General features: G+C 74.2%; 15 protein-coding genes. 5 read left to right on the top strand and 10 right to left on the bottom strand.

Annotated features, from left to right (window positions below; all coding sequences use genetic code 11):
* Nucleotides 1-30: 30 nt before the first annotated feature.
* Both ACQP26_RS03025 and ACQP26_RS03020 read right to left on the bottom strand, forming a co-directional pair.
* Nucleotides 31-1,098 carry a DUF2855 family protein gene (locus ACQP26_RS03025; protein WP_433494865.1) on the bottom strand — a complete coding sequence of 356 codons (1,068 nt, stop codon included), beginning with the start codon at nt 1,096-1,098 and terminating at the stop codon, nt 31-33.
* A gap of 87 nt (nt 1,099-1,185) precedes the next feature.
* Nucleotides 1,186-2,091 (bottom strand): oxidoreductase, encoded by a 906-nt coding sequence (locus ACQP26_RS03020; RefSeq protein WP_433494864.1) that lies wholly within the window; start codon nt 2,089-2,091, stop codon nt 1,186-1,188.
* A gap of 133 nt (nt 2,092-2,224) precedes the next feature.
* Between ACQP26_RS03020 and ACQP26_RS03015 the strand changes: the two genes are divergently transcribed.
* Nucleotides 2,225-3,106, top strand: coding sequence for a helix-turn-helix transcriptional regulator (locus tag ACQP26_RS03015; protein WP_433494863.1), 882 nt, complete (start codon nt 2,225-2,227; stop codon nt 3,104-3,106).
* 5 nt (nt 3,107-3,111) lie between these two features.
* Here ACQP26_RS03015 and ACQP26_RS03010 read toward each other — a convergent pair whose 3' ends face one another.
* Nucleotides 3,112-3,588 (bottom strand): TspO/MBR family protein, encoded by a 477-nt coding sequence (locus ACQP26_RS03010; protein WP_269702531.1) that lies wholly within the window; start codon nt 3,586-3,588, stop codon nt 3,112-3,114.
* 169 nt (nt 3,589-3,757) lie between these two features.
* On the opposite strand from ACQP26_RS03010, the gene ACQP26_RS03005 reads away from it, so the two are divergent.
* Together ACQP26_RS03005 and ACQP26_RS03000 are read left to right on the top strand one after the other, a co-directional pair.
* Nucleotides 3,758-4,921 (top strand): peptidoglycan DD-metalloendopeptidase family protein, encoded by a 1,164-nt coding sequence (locus ACQP26_RS03005; RefSeq protein WP_433494862.1) that lies wholly within the window; start codon nt 3,758-3,760, stop codon nt 4,919-4,921.
* Nucleotides 4,922-4,960: 39 nt separating this feature from the next.
* Nucleotides 4,961-5,401 carry a hypothetical protein gene (locus ACQP26_RS03000; RefSeq protein ID WP_433494861.1) on the top strand — a complete coding sequence of 147 codons (441 nt, stop codon included), beginning with the start codon at nt 4,961-4,963 and terminating at the stop codon, nt 5,399-5,401.
* A gap of 7 nt (nt 5,402-5,408) precedes the next feature.
* On the opposite strand, the gene ACQP26_RS02995 is transcribed toward ACQP26_RS03000, so the two are convergent.
* From ACQP26_RS02995 to ACQP26_RS02975, 5 genes are read right to left on the bottom strand one after another with little or no spacing between them, the layout of a single operon-like run.
* Nucleotides 5,409-6,119 carry an ABC transporter ATP-binding protein gene (locus tag ACQP26_RS02995; RefSeq protein ID WP_269702535.1) on the bottom strand — a complete coding sequence of 237 codons (711 nt, stop codon included), beginning with the start codon at nt 6,117-6,119 and terminating at the stop codon, nt 5,409-5,411.
* Complete coding sequence (locus ACQP26_RS02990; RefSeq protein WP_269702536.1) at nt 6,116-7,084, bottom strand: ABC transporter ATP-binding protein; 969 nt, start codon at nt 7,082-7,084, stop codon at nt 6,116-6,118. The genes ACQP26_RS02995 and ACQP26_RS02990 overlap by 4 nt, the downstream gene beginning before the upstream one ends.
* The gene (locus ACQP26_RS02985; RefSeq protein ID WP_269702537.1) at nt 7,081-7,947 is read right to left on the bottom strand and encodes an ABC transporter permease; all 867 of its coding nucleotides are present in this window, start codon (nt 7,945-7,947) and stop codon (nt 7,081-7,083) included. The genes ACQP26_RS02990 and ACQP26_RS02985 overlap by 4 nt, the downstream gene beginning before the upstream one ends.
* A complete protein-coding gene (locus ACQP26_RS02980) occupies nt 7,940-8,962 on the bottom strand; it encodes an ABC transporter permease (protein WP_269702539.1) in 1,023 nt (340 codons plus the stop codon). The genes ACQP26_RS02985 and ACQP26_RS02980 overlap by 8 nt, the downstream gene beginning before the upstream one ends.
* Nucleotides 8,929-10,527: an ABC transporter substrate-binding protein gene (locus tag ACQP26_RS02975; RefSeq protein ID WP_433494860.1), complete on the bottom strand. Its 1,599-nt coding sequence runs from the start codon at nt 10,525-10,527 to the stop codon at nt 8,929-8,931. The genes ACQP26_RS02980 and ACQP26_RS02975 overlap by 34 nt, the downstream gene beginning before the upstream one ends.
* A gap of 203 nt (nt 10,528-10,730) precedes the next feature.
* Between ACQP26_RS02975 and ACQP26_RS02970 the strand changes: the two genes are divergently transcribed.
* Entirely contained in the window at nt 10,731-11,999 is a 1,269-nt protein-coding gene (locus tag ACQP26_RS02970; RefSeq protein ID WP_269702543.1) for a PP2C family protein-serine/threonine phosphatase, read from the top strand.
* Here the strand turns inward: ACQP26_RS02970 and ACQP26_RS02965 are convergent.
* Entirely contained in the window at nt 11,979-12,320 is a 342-nt protein-coding gene (locus tag ACQP26_RS02965) for an STAS domain-containing protein (protein ID WP_433494859.1), read from the bottom strand. The two genes, ACQP26_RS02970 and ACQP26_RS02965, sit on opposite strands and share 21 nt — an antisense overlap.
* A gap of 146 nt (nt 12,321-12,466) precedes the next feature.
* Entirely contained in the window at nt 12,467-13,717 is a 1,251-nt protein-coding gene (locus tag ACQP26_RS02960; protein ID WP_433494858.1) for an MFS transporter, read from the bottom strand.
* Between the two features lie 108 nt (nt 13,718-13,825).
* Here ACQP26_RS02960 and ACQP26_RS02955 point away from each other — a divergent pair, with 108 nt between their 5' ends.
* Nucleotides 13,826-15,244 (top strand): PLP-dependent aminotransferase family protein, encoded by a 1,419-nt coding sequence (locus ACQP26_RS02955; RefSeq protein ID WP_281579145.1) that lies wholly within the window; start codon nt 13,826-13,828, stop codon nt 15,242-15,244.
* Nucleotides 15,245-15,307 lie beyond the last annotated feature (63 nt).

Here is a 15,307-nt window from a genome sequence, read left to right as displayed (position 1 = left end):
GGCCCGTCACGGTCGAAATCGGCGACGTCCTCAGAGCTGGACGACGTGGCCCACCCGGGGCGGCGTACGGCCCGCGAGCACGTCGAGCCACGCGTCCCGCAGCGCCTCCGGGCCGGTGCCGACCCGCACGTCGAGCCATCCGCTCACCACCTGGGAGAACCGCTGCCAGGCGTCGGCGAACCGCTCGTCGAGGCCGGTCCGGCCCCAGTCCTGGCTCCGCTTGCGGATGCGCACCGGCGCGAAGAAGACCTCCCCGGCGGCACCCGCGTTGGGCGTCTGCTGGGTGAGACCGACGGCGATGTCCCGGACGAGCAGGTCACCGAGGTGCGCGCGCAGGGCGGCGCGGGTCGTGGGTGAGCCGGAGAGGTCGAGGTAGACGGTCGGAATCGCGTCGAGCGTGCCGATGTCGTCGTAGGAGAGGACCTCGTCGTAGCAGCCCAGCGACCGGGTGAAGGCGAGGTTGCCCCGCGAGGTCAGCCCGATCAGGCGCGGGCCGCGGCCGTGCAGTTCGAACGCGGTGGCGTACGCCGTCTTGCTCGACGCCGACGACAGCACCAACGAACGCGCCCCGTAGCCGTCCTCGTCGATCACCTGGTCGGCGAGCATGAACGAGGTGAAGAACAGTGGCCGGAACAGGATGAGCAGGTCCTCCTGCTCCGCCCGGTACGCGGGATCGCCGTCGGTGGACCGGTAGGCGTTGTACGGCGAGGGCAGGCCGGCCCGGTGCGTGCTGGCGTCGCGGAATCCGGACTCGTCCACCCGGTCCGGGCGTACCACCAGGTGACCGGCGGGCGGCAGGTAGCCGTAGACCCGCCGGCCCGGCTCGACTCCCGACACTGTGGATGCAACGACCTCGGCGAAGCCCCACAGCGGCGGAAGACCCCACCCACCGTCGAGCCCTCGGGGCTCCGGCGGGAAGAACTCCCAGTAGCGCATCGCCTCGCCGAGCACCGCGTACGTGACGTTGTTGGCGGTCAGGCCGACGCGGTCCACGCGTAGCAGCGCCTCCCCGTCGGCGAGGTCGGGCACCGCGCCGTCGACGAGTGTGGTGCGAGCGAGGTCGTCACGGGCCACAGCGAACGTCCACGAGTCAGCCATGGCCTGACGCTAGGCAGACGCGGAACTCCAGACAAGTGCACTGGGAGTGCAAAATCCCACTCGGCCGCGTCGTTGCGCGCCACCGGTTCAGAGGTAACGAACACCGGTCAGCTCCGCCGCCGCAGCCCAGAGGCGTTTTCCGACGGCCGGGTCGGCGGCCTGCCGGCTGAGCCGCGCCTCGGTGACCGGACCCCAGGTCTCGAAGAACCGGGACGGACCGAAGAACTGGCCGCCGCGTACCTCCGGGTCGGTCGCGGCCCGCAACTGCGGCAACACGCCCCGCTCGACCGGCTGGGTGGCGAGCGATCCGAGCCGCCCGATCATCCGGCCGAGCCGGCCGCGGTGTTCCCAGGCGCGCGGCGTGAGGTTGCTGCGGGTGAGGCCGGGATGCGCCAGCGCACTGACGACCGGCGACCCGGCCGCGCGCAGGCGGCGGTCCAGTTCGACGCCGAAGACCGTGGTGGCGAGCTTCGACCGGCCGTACGCGGCAGAGGCCCGGTAGTCGCGCTCGGACATCAGGTCGTCGAAGTCGAGCCGCGCGTTGCGGTGGGTGAGGGAGCTGAGGCTCACCACCCGCGGCGCCCGCGCCCCGGCGAGCGCGTCCAGCAGCAGGCCGGTCAGCGCATACGGACCCAGCATGTTGGTGGCGAACTGCAGCTCGAAGCCGTCGGCGGAGGTACGGCGCGGTCCGAGCAGCACCACACCGGCGTTGTTGACCAGCAGGTCGATCGTCGGGTGGTCGGCGGTCAGCTTCGCGGCGAACGCGCGTACCGATTCGAGCTGGGCCAGGTCCAGCTCGCGTACCTCGGTGTCGCCGCCGATGCGGCGGGCGGCCTCCCGGCCGGCGACGGTGTTCCGCACGGCCAGTACGACGTGGGCGCCGCGGCGGGCCAGTTCGGTGGCGGTGACCAGGCCGAGGCCCGAGTTCGCGCCGGTCACGACGGCGACCCGGCCGCGCTGGTCGGGGATGCGATCGGTGGTCCATCCGGTCATCTGCTGCTCCTCGGGTACGGCGGTTCGCGATCAGCGATGACGCTAGGAGCGATCCGGGCGGTCTCGGTCGTTCGCGTTTGCCTAGGTCCGCGGGACCTACCCTGGGCGTGCGGCGTCGCGGCAGACTGGCGGCATGAGCAGCCCACATCCGTACGCACGCGAACTGGGCGCCTTCCTGCGCGCCCGACGTGGCCGGCTGCGCCCGCGCGACGTCGGCCTGGAGCCGGGCGGGCGGCGCAAGGTGACCGGCCTGCGGCGGGAGGAACTGGCCCTGCTGGCCGGGCTGAGCACCGACTACTACCAGCGGATGGAGCAGGGCCGGGAGGTACGCCCCTCCGACGACGTCCTGGACGCGCTCGCCAGCGCCCTCGGGCTGGACGACACCGAACGCCGGCACCTGTTCACGCTGGCCCGGGCCGCCCGGCGGCCGGTGCCCGCCCGTGTCGACCACGGTCCGGAGCGGGTGCCGGACGGCACCCGACGGCTGCTGCGGGTGATGGACACCCCGGCGGTCGTCCTCGGCCGGCATCTGGACCTGCTCGACTGGAACCCGATGGCGCAGGCGCTGCTCGGTGACCCGGCGGACCTCCCGCCCGGCCGGCTCAACATGCTCCTGCTGCTGTTCGACGACGTGCTGACCGGGGGACGGAGCTGCCCGGACTGGGAGCGGCAGGCGCTGGACTACATCGGGATGATGCGCGCCGCCGTCGCCGACGACCCGACCCATCCCCGCGCCACCGCGATCGTCGGCGAGCTGAGCATCCGCAGCGCGGAGTTCCGGCGGCTGTGGGCACGGCACGACGTCCGCGCCTCGGTCAGCGGCACCAAGACGTTCCGGGTGCCCGGGCTGGGCGACATCGTCCTGGACTGGGACACCTATCCGCTGCCGGGCAGCCCCGGCCCGGTCGTGCTGGTCTTCACCGCCGAGCCGGGCAGCCCGGACGCTGACCGGTTACGGCTCCTGGCGTCGTGGCGCGCGACCCGCCCGGCGTCCGCCGACGTCCACCCGGCCTGATCCGGTCACCGTCCCCGGTTGAGGCCGACGATCGCGCCGTTGAGGGCGGTGGCGAAGAGGGTCCACGCGACGTACGGGGCGAGCGCTGCCCCGGCGGGGCGGTCGGTGCGCGCCGCGCGGCGCAGCAGCACCAGATTGGACGCGTTGAGCGCGGCGATCCCGGCCAGCGCGGCGCCGGGCTTGCGGGCGCCGAAGAACAGGGCGCTCCAGCCGGCGTTGAGCGCCAGGTTGAGCGCGTAGTCGCGGGCGAAGGCGGCGCGCTCGGGCCCTTCGGAGCGGTCCAGCGCCCGGGCGCCGGCCACCGCGATCAGCCCGTACAGCGGGGTCCAGACCAGGGGGAACGCGGCCGACGGCGGCTGCCAGGCGGGCTTGCGCAGGCGGCGGTACCAGCGCGACGAGGTGCCGGTGGAGGTGGCGGCGGCGCCCGCGGCGGCGGTCGCGGTGACTGCCGCAGCGGTCTTGACCAGGGTCGGTACTCGCATCCCGCTCAGCTACCCGGCCAGCGGCGACTCAACCCACCACCGCCGGAAGATCCACTTCCGGATACGCCCCGATGCACAGATCCTTCACCGTCGCGCCGAGAGTCGTAGACAACTTTCACCACCGTCGATAGCCTCTCCATTCAGTGACAGATGTCGATAAGGAGGCTCCATGCGACGGCTCATGCTCTCCTGCGCCCTAACGGCCATCGGTGCCTGGGCGGTGGCGCCGGCACCCGCCACTGCGGCACCTCGCGCGACACCCGGACCCGTCGCCGACGCCGTGACCGCGAAACTTCTCGGCTCGGCCGACGCGGCCACCGCCCGCACGGCGGACGCGCAGCAGGCCCGGATCACCGTCACCCGCGCGAACGGCCGGTGGGCCTTCGGCACCGCCGTGCTGCCGGCGGACCGGGCCGCGGACGCGCACCCCACCGGTTCGGTGTTCCTCGCCCGGGCCGACGCCAAGGGCTGGACCGTCGCGTTCGACGGGGAGGCCGCGTTCGGCGACCTGGCCGCCACGTCGCCGCTGGTGAGCGCGACCGAGAAGGCCGTCTTCACCACGCCCGTCACACCGATGTACGCGGGCGGAGACTTCCGCACCGGCATGGCCCTGCCGTTCGCGGTGGGGCAGACGTGGACGCTCACCTCGGGGCCGCACGGCTGGGGCGGCGCCGCCGCGCCGTGGAGTTCGGTGGACCTCGCCGGTGGCGACCAGGTGGTCCGGGCCGCGCGGGCCGGAACCGCGTACACGATGTGCACCGGCTGGATCCGGGTCATCCACGACCGCGGCTACTCGACCGACTACTACCACCTGTGGAGCAGCATCTCCGTGAACGGCGCGGGCGTCTCCCAGGGCACGGTCCTGGGCAACACCGGCACCGACGTCACCTGCGGCGGTTCCGCCACCGGCCGGCACGTGCACTTCGGGCTGCGGCAGAACTCGGCGTACGTCCCGATCGCCGGGCACGGCATCGGCAAGTGGGACTTCGTCAGCGGCGCCGCGGCGTACCAGGGCGGCGCCCGGCACGGGTCCGCCTACGTCGGCGGCGGTGGCGGCGTCTACAACTACGGCGCGCTCGGCTTCAACCAGGGAGTCGTCGACGCCAACGGCGGCGGCACGCTGACCCGGCGCTCCGGCCCCGGAACGGGGTACGGCGCCCTCGGGTCGGTGGCCGACGGCGCCACCGTCACCGTCTCCTGCTCCGCCAACGGCACCTCGCACACCGGCCGCTACGGCACCACCGCCCTGTGGGACCGGCTCAGCGACGGCAGCTGGGTGTCCGACGCCTACCTCTCCACCGGCGTGAACGGGCCGATAAACGGCTGGTGCTGACCGTGCGCGTGGATCATGGCACTGCTACCTTCCGGACGCATGGACGACTCCCCTCGCTGGTACCGCCCGGCCCCCGACATGCTGCTCACGGTCGGCAGCGCCACCGCGCTGCTCGGCTACCTGATCCCGTGGTTCCGCGCCAGCCGCCGCCACCAGTGGTCGTACTCGGGCTGGGCCTACCTGGAGACCGAGGGCGGCTGGACCTGGCTGGTCGTGGTGTCCCTGGTGATCGCCGTCCTGGCCGGCCTCTGGGCCGGGCGGAGCGTGGCGTGCGCCAAGCTCGCGATCGGCGCGGCGGTGGCCGGGATGTTCCTCGCCAGTGCGGTGGTCGCGGTGAGCCTGGGCGCGCTGCCGGAACGCGACAGCATCAACTGGGTCGGTGAGCTGCCGTTCGAGATGGGGATGCCGCTCATGGCGGTCGGATTCGGGGCCGTCGTCGCCGGGGCGCGGGGCACCGTACGCCGCCCCGCCGAGGAGTGACGCGACGTCACGCCGCCGGCAGGTCCACCACCCGGGTGGCCCAGCGGGCCATCAGCGCCGGGTCGTGGGTGATGACCAGGACCCCGGCGCCCTGCCGGCGCTGGTAGTCGGTGACGACGGCGGCGACGTGCGCCTGGGTGGAGGCGTCGAGCATCGCTGTCGCCTCGTCGCAGAGCAGGTAGTCCGGCCGGTGCACCAGGGCGCGGGCCAGGCAGGCGCGTTGCAGTTGCCCGTCGCTCACCGCGTGCGGGCGGCGGGTCAGCAGGTCGGGCGTCAGTCCGACCAGGTCGGCCAGCTCCGCCGCGCGGGCCGCCGCCTGCTCGCGCGGTGTGCCGGTGGCACGTAGCGGCTCGGCGACGATGTCGGCGAGGCTGAGCCGCGGGTCGGTGGCGGCACGCGGGCTCTGGAACAGGACCGCCACGCGGGTGCGCAGTTCCGCCGGCAGGCGGTGGCGGACGCCGCCGAGCGGTCGCCCGTCGATCGCCACGTGACCGCTGTCCGGGGCGTGCAGCAGGGCGAGGACGCGGGCGAGCGTGGACTTGCCGCTGCCCGACGGGCCGCGCAGCCCGACCGTCTCACCGGGGGCGATGTGCAGGTCGACCCGGTCGAGGACGCGCTGCCCGCCGTACGCGACGGAGACCTGGTGCGCGGCGAGCCCGGCGGCCGGCGCGTCGCCCGGGGCGGCGGCGCCGGTGGTGCCGGGAACCGTGACCGTCATGCCGGTACCTCCTCGCGCAGCGGGTGGTGGCAGGCGACCCGGCCCGCGCCCTCGGCGTCGAGACGGGGCACTGTCGCGCAGGTGTCGGTGGCGCGGGCGCAACGCGGGGCGAAGGCGCAGCCGCCGGGCAGGTCGGTGAGCGCCGGCGGGTGGCCCGGCACCGGCACGAACGCGCGGTCGGGCAGCGCGTCGAGCAGCCCGGCGGTGTACGGGTGGGCCGGGTCGTCGAACAGCGCCTCGGCCGGGCGATGCTCGACGATGCGGCTGGCGTACATCACCGCGACCGTGTCCGCGACGCGGCGCGCGGCGGCCAGGTCGTGCGTGATGAGCAGGACGGCCGCGCCGGTGTCGCAGCGGCGGCGCAGCAGGTCCAGCGTGTGATCGACGAGCGGCCGGTCCAGGCCGGTGGTGGGTTCGTCGGCGAGCAGCACCGGCGGGTCCGGTGCGAGAGCCAGCGCGGTGGCGAGCCGCTGGGCCATGCCGCCGGAAAGCTCGTGCGGGAACCGGTCCAGGTCGGCCGGGTCGAGACCGACGTCGGCGGCGATCCGGTCGGCGGCGGCCTGCGCGTCGCGGCGGGCGTGCCCGTGCGCGCGCAGCGTCTCCTCCAGCAGCTTCCGCCCGGTACGCACCGGGGTGAGCGCGGTGGCGGGACTCTGCGGGACCAGGCCGACGCCCCGGCCGCGTACGTGCCGGGCGAGGTGCCGCTCCCCCGCGCCGATCAGGTCGACCTCGGCGCGGCCCGGCGCGTGCAGGCGGGCATGCCCGGTGACCGTGGCGTTGCGGGGCAGCAGGCCGAGCAGGGCGTGCGCGAGGACGGACTTGCCGCACCCGGACTCGCCGACCACCGCCAGCAGCTCGCCGGGCCGCAGCGTGAGGCTCAGGTCGGTGACGGCGTGCACGAGCGCGTCGCGCAGCCGGAAGCGGACGGTCAGCCCGTCGACTGTCAGCAGCGCCGGGGCGGTCACAGGTGCAGCTCCGCCCGTACGCGCGGGTCGAGGCGGTCACGCCACCGGCCGGTGAGCACGGCGAGCGCCAGCGTGGCCGCCACGAGCAGGAGGCCGGGGACGATGCTGGCCCACCAGGCGCCGGTGAGCAGCGACCGCTGCCCGTCGTTGATCATGTTGCCGATCGAGGCGAGGTGCGGCGGCAGGCCCAGGCCGAGGAACGACAGCGCGGTCTCGTGCCAGACGGCGTGCGGCACCATCAGCGTGGTCGCCAGCGCCAGGCGCGGCAGCACGTGCGGCAGCAGGTGCCGGGTCAGCACCCGGACCCGCCCGGCACCGCCGGAGATCGCGGCGTCGACGAACGGCCGGTTCCGCAGGCTGAGCAGCTCGGAGCGGACGATCCGGGCGGTGGACAGCCAGTGCGTCAGCGCGATGGATGCGATCACCGCGCCGAGGCTGGGCCGCAGCATCGCCACGATGAAGATGCCCAGCAGCAGGTGCGGCAGCGCGGCGACGGTGTCCACGACGCGCATGAGCGCCCGGTCGACCCAGCCACCGACGCTGCCGGCGACGGCGCCGACCAGGCCGCCGATGACCGCCGCGACGAGCGCGGCGACCGCGCCGACGAGCAGCGAGACGCGCAGGCCGTAGAGGCTGCGCAGAGCCACGTCGCGGCCGAGGTCGTCGGTGCCGGCCAGGTGCTCCGGCGAGGGCGCGAGGCGGGTACGGGAGAGGTCGACGGCGCTCTGGTCAAGTGGCCACAGGAGCGGGGCGAGCAGCGCGGCGGCGACGACACCGGCGAGCACGACGACGGCGACGGTCGTGCCCACACTGCCGGGGCGGCGCAGGCGCCGGACGCGCGCGGGGAGGGCGAGGTCAGTCATCGAGGCGTACCCGGGGGTCGGCGGCGGCGTAGGCGAGGTCGGTGAGCAGGTTCGCGGTCAGCACCACGACGGTGGTGGCCAGGGTCGTGGCCGCGAGCAGCGGGAAGTCGGCGCCCAGCGCGGCCTCGACGGTGACCGCGCCGAGCCCGGGCAGGGAGAACACGGTCTCCACCAGGACCGCGCCGCCGACGAGTTCGGGCAGGTGCGTGCCGACCAGGGTGAGGAACGGCAACAGCGCGGTACGCAGCGCGTGTCCGAACAGGACGACCCGGCCGGGAAGTCCTCGGGCGCGGGCGGCCAGCACATGGTCGTCGCGCAGGCTCTCGGCGACCGCGTCACGGACGAACAGGACGAACCACGGCGCCTGGGAGATCGCCAGCACTGTCACCGGGAGCACCAGGTGCCGCGCCACGTCCGCCGGGTCGGTGCCGGTGGCGGTGATGTCGGTGAGCCCGCCCGCGGGCAGCCAGCCGAGGCTGAGGGCGAACACGGCGATCGCCGCGAGGCCGATCCAGAACACCGGCATGGACTGCACGGCGTACGCGACGGCGCGCAGCGCCCTGTCGAACCAGCCACCACGGCGGTACGCGGCGAGCGTGCCCAGCAGGACGCTCGCCACCAGCACCAGGGCGAGCGCGGTGCCGACGAGCAGCAGCGTCCACCCGGCCCGGGCGGCGAGCACCGAGGTGACCGGCTCGTGCCGGCTCGTCGACCAGCCCAGGTCGCCGCGCAGCAGGTTGCCGATCCAGCGGGCGTACTGCACCGGCAGCGGGTCGTCGACGCCCCAGTTGGCGCGGATCTGCGCGAGGTTCTCCTCGCTCGTGGTGAACGCCGCCGCGCCCGCGTACTGCTGGGCCGGGTCGATCGGGGAGGCGGCACCGAGGGCGAACATGCCCATGCTGGTGGCCGCCAGCACCGGTACGGCGACCAGCAGCCGCCGCCGGATCACGACGCCCGCCCCGGCCAGTCGCCGCCGGCCGGTCACGATTCTTTCGTCCAGGTGTGCACGTTCCACCAGATGCTGTTGGCGACGTCGTGCTCGTGCGGCTCGACCCGCGGCGTCACCCCGGTCACGGCGTCCTTCAGCACGTAGGTGTGCTGGAGGTAGGTGAGGAACACCCACGGCACGTCGGTGGCGAGCTGCTTCTGGAACGTGGCGTACGCGGCCTTGCGGGCGGCCGGGTCGGCGCTGTCCCGGCCGTCCTGCAACGCGGCATCGGTGACAGTGGACCGGTACGAGCCGGGGTTGAAGAAGCCCTGCCCGGCGAAGGCCGAGCTGAACAGCTTGTAGGAGACGAAGTCCGGGTCGTACGGGGTGCCGTAGCCCATGATCAGAGCGTCGTTCTTCATCCGCGGGGTGATCGCGTCCCAGGTCAGCCCCTCCGGCGTGACCTTGATGCCGACCTTCTTCGCGTCGGCGGTGACGGCCAGCGCGAGTTCCTTGCGCAGGCTGTCGGTGGCCGGGTACATGAGCGCGAACGCGGCCTGCCGCCCGTCCTTGACGCGGATGCCGTCCGGGCCGGGCTTCCACCCGGCGGCGTCCAGCGCGGCGGTGGCCGCGGCCACGTCGGCGGCGGGCTGGCCGGCGATCGACGGCTCCGCGTATTCCGACGTGGGCGGCACCGGCCCGAACGCGGGCTCGCCCGCACCGCCGAGCACCCCCGTCACCATGGCCTGCCGGTCCACGGCGACGTTCAGCGCCCGCCGGATCGCGAGGTCGCCGGTGACCGGGTGGCCCATCGGCAGCATGACGCCCCGGTAGTCGGCGGTCGGCACCTTGTGCACCCGGTAGCCGCCCCGGCCGTCGAACCCGGAGGCGAGCTTCGGCGCCAGCTCCGCCGCGTCGAACTCGCCGGCCCGCATCCGCTGGGCCCGCACGTTGTCGTCGGCGACGAACGCCACCACCACGCCGGAGTTCGCCGGTTTGCCGTCCCAGTACGTCTCGTTCGCCGCGAGCACGAGCCGGTCACCAGGGGTCCAGGAGGTGAACCGGTACGGGCCGGTGCCGACCGGCTCGCGGTTGAACGCGGCCTTGTTGACGTCCTGCCCGGCGAACGCCTTCGCCGGGACGATCCCCAGCGCCAGCCGTTGCAGGAACGGCGCGTACGCGTACTTCAGGGTGAACACGACTGTCGCCGGGTCGGGCGCGGCGACAGAGGCGAGCATGTCCAGATCGGAGCGCAGCGTCGAGTCGACGCCCGGATCGAGCACCGCCTGGTAGGTGAACACCACGTCCTGGGCGGTCAGTGGGCTGCCGTCGTGGAACAGCACGCCCTCGCGCAGCTTCGCGGTGACCGTCTTCCCGTCCGCCGAGACGGTGGGAAGCTCGCGGGCCAGGGCGGGCACCAGTTCGTTGCGGGCGTCCCGGGCGACCAGCCCGTCGAAGATCAGCGACGCGCCGTCGACGCCGTAGTTGAGCACCGGGTTGAGCGTGTCCGGCTCGCCCGCCGTGGCGACCACCAGCGTCCCGGCGTTGTTCGTTCCGCCGGTCGACGCCGTGGGCGACGAGCAGCCCGCGACGGCGAGCAGGGCGGCGGCGAGCATCGCGGCCACGCGTACGGGCTTGGGCTTGATCGCCACCGGCAACCCCTCGAACTCGTCCTGCGGCAGGGCGGGCGCTCCGGCGAAGAACAGATCATCGCGTGCCCGAGCGCCCGCCCGCTTCTGCCACTATTCGGTAGTTGCCAAGCATATGCAATAGAGGGCCATTGACGGTGTGCGGCCCTCCGAGCGCGACGTCCGCTCGTAAGGCGGCCGCGCGGCGCGCTGAATATGCTCAGAGCATGGAGGACAGCGAGCAGGCGGTGCTGGCCGGGATGTTGCAGGCGGCCGAGGACGCCGCCCCCGTGCAGGCGGTCGAGGCCGTCACCGGCGCCATCGCCACGGCGTTGGACGCGCGCGGCGTCTCGCTGCTGATCGCCGACCTCAGCGGCCGTGCGCTGGTCCGGCTGACCCACCAGCCGGCCGCCGGTGGCCCCGGCCGCCGCCAGGGCGAGGAGTCCGCCGAGATTCTCCCGTTCGACGGCGGGCCCTACGAACAGGCGCTCCGTCAGCAGACTCCCCGGGTCGTCCCCGGCGACGGCACCTGGACCGTCGTGGCACCGGTCACCGACCGCGGAGAGGCCATCGGCCTGCTGGAGATCGACCTGCCCGACGAGCCGGACGAGGACGCGGTGGCCCGGATCGCCCGCGCGGCGCACGCGCTGGCGTTCGTCGTCATCGCCAACCGCCGCCACACCGACCTGTTCGAGTGGGGGCAGCGGACCACCCCGTTCAGCCTCTCCGCCGAGATCCAGCGCCGTCTGCTGCCCGCCTCGTTCACCTGCGAGGGCGGCGCCTTCACCCTCTCCGGCTGGCTGGAGCCCGCCGCCAGCGTCGGCGGGGACACCTTCGACTACAGCCTCGCGCGGAACCTGCTGCACCTCAGCGTCACCGACGCGATGGGCCACGGCGTGGCGAGCGCGCTCACCGCCACCCTCGGCGTGGGCAGCCTGCGCAACACCCGCCGGCGCGGCGGCAGCCTGATCGCCCAGGCCGAGGAGGCGAACCGGGCCGTCGCGGAGCACGCGAACGTACGCGGCGCGTACGTCACCGCCGTGCTGGGCCGCATCGACCTCACCACCGGCCGCTGTGAGCTGCTGAACGCGGGACACGTCCCACCGCTGCTGGTCCGGGACGGCCGGGTCCTGCCCGTGGAACTGCCCGGCAACTTCCCGCTCGGCATGTTCCCCGGCGAGAGCTACCGCAGCGGAGAGCTGGCTCTGCTGCCCGGCGACCGGCTGGTGGTGGTCACCGACGGCATGCGCGAACGCAACGCCGCCGACCTGGACCTGCCCGGGGAACTGCTGCGCCTCGCCCACCTGCATCCCCGCGAGGCGGTGCGGGCGCTGTCCGACGCGGTGCTGGCAGCCGCCGGGCCGGTCCTGGACGACGACGCGACGCTGCTCGTCGTCGACTGGTACGACGGCCACGGGCCACGCCGCAGCACCGCCGGCGCCGACACCGCCCGCGTCAGCCCGGACGAGGAACGCTCAGCGCACCGCCGTGGGTGAGCCGTCCTCGGCCTCCCGTACCGTGCCGAACAGCGGGATGACGCGGTCCACCGAGGTGATCGAGAAGACGTTGCGGATCGACTGGCGCACGACGGCCAGACCGAGCCACCCGTCGCGCTCCCGCAGGTTCTTGTAGACGAGCACCAGTGCGCCCAGGCCGCTGGAATCCACGAAGCCGACCCGGGTCAGGTCGACGATCACCGTCCGCGCACCGCCCTCCACCACCTCGAGCAGCCGGTCACGCAACTGCGGTGCGGTGGCCATGTCCAGATCGCCGTCGACCTCGACCACCGGGCCGACACGCCCCTGCCGGGTCGTCACCGAGAACTCCACCACTCCCCCTCCACCGCGTACCCGTCGCTACCCGACACCGTGCCAGAAAGCGGCCCTGATCGCCTCCCGTGGGTGCGTGGCGGCTCAGCCGGTCTTCCCGTGAAGTGGTGGAGGACACCTCAGTGCCGATCCGGTCACGCCGCCGTCTCGGTGCCGGTCCGCCGCACCGGCGCGGGGATCCGCAGCTCGGCGGCGGCCCGGCGCTCGGCGAGGCGTACCGCCAGCCGCATGGCCAGGCCGGCGACCACGAACAGCCCGCCGAGCACCAGCCAGCCCGGGGTGCCCCAGCCGAGCAGCAGCGAGGTCAGCAGCGCCGGGCCGAGCATCCGGGCCAACTGCGGCGCCATGGCGAAGAAGCCCTGGTACTGCCCCTGCCGGTCGGGGCGGGCCAGGGTGAAGCCGACCTCCCAGCCGCTGGCCGCCTGCACCATCTCGCCGAACACCTGCACCAGGGCCGCGCCGAGCAGCACCGCCGAGGCTACCCACGCGCCGCCGACCATCCCGGACACCGCGTACGCGCCGCAGGCGACCAGCAGCACCCAGCCGGCGTGCCCGCTGGCCCGGGCCGCCGTGCCCGGATCGGTCACCCGGCGGGCCACCCGGACCTGCCACAGGACCACGCACAGCATGTTGACGGTGAGCACGATCGCGCCCATCGGCGCCGGGGCGTCGGTCCGCTCCGCGATCCACAGTGGCAGCGCCAGGCTGAGCAGCGGCATGTTCAGGCACATCACCGCGTTGAGCAGCGTGATCAGCGCGTACGGGCGATCGCGCAGCACGGCCAGCCGGCCCGGCTCGGGTCCGGCCGGGACCGGCGCCGCCTCGGGCAGCCGACGCACCAGCAGGGCGGCGGCCAGGAAGCTCGCCGCGTCGAGCGCGAAGGCCGACAGGTACGCCGGGCTGGAGTCCGCCCAGAGCACGAGCGCGCCCAGTCCGGCCCCGGCGGCCAGGCCGGCGTTCGAGACCGACTGCAACCGCGCGCGTACCGCCGTGCGCCGCGCGGGCTCGATCAGCCCGACCAGCAGCGCCTGCCGGCTGGCGGTGAGCCCGGCCTGGCAGACGGCGTAGCCGCAGGCGAGCAGCACGAACAGCGGGAAGGAACGGATCACGAGGAAACCGCCGAGCGCGGCGGCGGTCGCGACCGCGAAGACGCCCGTCATCCGCCGTGCGCCGTAGCGGTCGGCCAACTGGCCGGCGGGCACCCCGGCGAGGATGCCCGTCGACCAGCCCACGGTGAGGGCGATCCCGACCTGCGCCGGGGACAACCCGACCACCCGGATGAAGAACAGCGCCGAACAGGCGTAGAACGCGCCGTCGCCCACCGAGTTGGCGAGCTGCGCCAGGCTCAGCACCCGGACCCGTCGGCCGGTGTCGACATCGGTCATTGCCCGCCCCCGTTCGCCGATCTCCTTCACTCCATCCAAGACCTGCGAATTGGCTCACAGAAGCGCCGATTCCGGGCTATTTGATTGGGCCAATGTAGTGTCGTCGCGGTGGACGTACACGTCAGCCTGGCTGGGCCCGGCGACCGCGCCACCCGGATCCACAGGCAGTTGCTGGAGGCGGTCCTGGACGGCCGCCTGCGGCCCGGCGACCGACTGCCACCGACCCGCGAGCTGGCCCGGCGGCTCGACGTCTCCCGCAACACGGTCGCCGTCGCCTACGAGCGGCTGGCCGCCGAGGGCCTGCTCACCGCCCGGGTCGGCGCGGGCACGTTCGTCGCCGACGAGCTGGTCGCCCGCGCCCGGCCGCGTCCGGCACCGGCCGGTGGGGTACGCCCCCGCGCGTTCTGGGCGTCCGCCGAGCCGGCCCCCACCGCCGCGCCCCGCCCGGGTCACGACTTCCGGGCCGGCACCCCGGACACCGGGCTGTTCCCGCTGGCCACCTGGCGGCGGCTGGTCGCCGGGGAACTGCGTGGCGCGACGATCCGGGGCGGTTACGCCGACCCGGCCGGGCACGAGGGCCTGCGTACCGCCGTCGCCCGGTACGTGGGGCTCGCCCGCGCGGTACGGGCCGCGCCGGAGGACGTCGTCGTCACCCAGGGCGCGCAGCAGGCGCTGGACCTGATCGCCCGGGTCGTGCTCGAACCGGGCGACCGGGTGGCGGTGGAGGATCCCGGCTATCCCCCTGCTCGGCGGCTGTTCGCCGGCCACGGCGCGCGGGTCGTGCCGGTGCCCGTCGACGACGAGGGGATCGACGTACGTGCGCTGCCCGGGGACGCGCGGCTGGTCTACGTCACCCCGTCCCACCAGTTCCCGCTGGGCGTCCGGATGTCACCGGCCCGGCGGGCGGCACTGCTGGACTGGGCGGCGACCCGGGACGCGGTGGTCGTCGAGGACGACTACGACACCGAGTTCCGCTTCTCGGCGCGCCCGCTGGATCCGCTGCAGACGCTGGACCGGGCCGGGAAGGTGGTGTACGTCGGCACGTTCTCCAAGACCCTGCTGCCCATGCTGCGCCTCGGTTTCCTGGTCGCCCCGGCGTCGCTGCGCCCCGCGCTGCTGGCCGCCCGGCAGCTCACCGACTGGCACGGCGACCACACCACGCAGGCCGCGCTGGCCCGGTTCATCGACTCCGGCGAGCTGCCCCGGCACATCCGCAAGGCGACCCGGGTCTACGCCGAGCGACGCGAGCTGATCGACGCCGCGCTGCGCTCCGACCTCGCCGACTGGCTCGACCCGGTGCCGTCCACAGCCGGCCTGCACCTGTGCGCGCGGCTGCGCCCGGAGGCCGGCGTCGACCTGCCGGCTGTCGTCGCCCGGGCGGCCGAGGTCGGCGTCACGGTACGCGAGATCGCCGGCTACCACGCGGGCCCGCCCGGCCCGGCCGGTCTGGTGCTCGGCTACGGCGCCGTCGCCACCGCCGACGTACCCGAAGGGCTCCGGTTGCTCGCGCGCAGCTTCCGCGGCTGACCGGCGGCGACGCAAATTTCTCCGGATTTCGAGCAACCCCGGGAGCCACACCTGGCGTGACTG

Origin of the sequence: Micromonospora sp. CA-248089 (genome assembly GCF_050948515.1) — a bacterium.
GTDB lineage: Bacteria > Actinomycetota > Actinomycetes > Mycobacteriales > Micromonosporaceae > Micromonospora.
This window is presented reverse-complemented; position numbering and strand designations above follow the sequence as displayed.

Excerpts from the sequence above, each read along its gene's own strand:
- ACQP26_RS03025 (WP_433494865.1), bottom strand. The coding sequence starts at position 1,098 with ATGGCTGACTCGTGGACGTTCGCTGTGGCCCGTGACGACCTCGCTCGC.
- ACQP26_RS03020 (WP_433494864.1), bottom strand. The coding sequence starts at position 2,091 with ATGACCGGATGGACCACCGATCGCATCCCCGACCAGCGCGGCCGGGTC.
- ACQP26_RS03015 (WP_433494863.1), top strand. The coding sequence starts at position 2,225 with ATGAGCAGCCCACATCCGTACGCACGCGAACTGGGCGCCTTCCTGCGC.
- ACQP26_RS03010 (WP_269702531.1), bottom strand. The coding sequence starts at position 3,588 with ATGCGAGTACCGACCCTGGTCAAGACCGCTGCGGCAGTCACCGCGACC.
- ACQP26_RS03005 (WP_433494862.1), top strand. The coding sequence starts at position 3,758 with ATGCGACGGCTCATGCTCTCCTGCGCCCTAACGGCCATCGGTGCCTGG.
- ACQP26_RS03000 (WP_433494861.1), top strand. The coding sequence starts at position 4,961 with ATGGACGACTCCCCTCGCTGGTACCGCCCGGCCCCCGACATGCTGCTC.
- ACQP26_RS02995 (WP_269702535.1), bottom strand. The coding sequence starts at position 6,119 with ATGACGGTCACGGTTCCCGGCACCACCGGCGCCGCCGCCCCGGGCGAC.
- ACQP26_RS02985 (WP_269702537.1), bottom strand. The coding sequence starts at position 7,947 with ATGACTGACCTCGCCCTCCCCGCGCGCGTCCGGCGCCTGCGCCGCCCC.
- ACQP26_RS02970 (WP_269702543.1), top strand. The coding sequence starts at position 10,731 with ATGGAGGACAGCGAGCAGGCGGTGCTGGCCGGGATGTTGCAGGCGGCC.
- ACQP26_RS02960 (WP_433494858.1), bottom strand. The coding sequence starts at position 13,717 with ATGACCGATGTCGACACCGGCCGACGGGTCCGGGTGCTGAGCCTGGCG.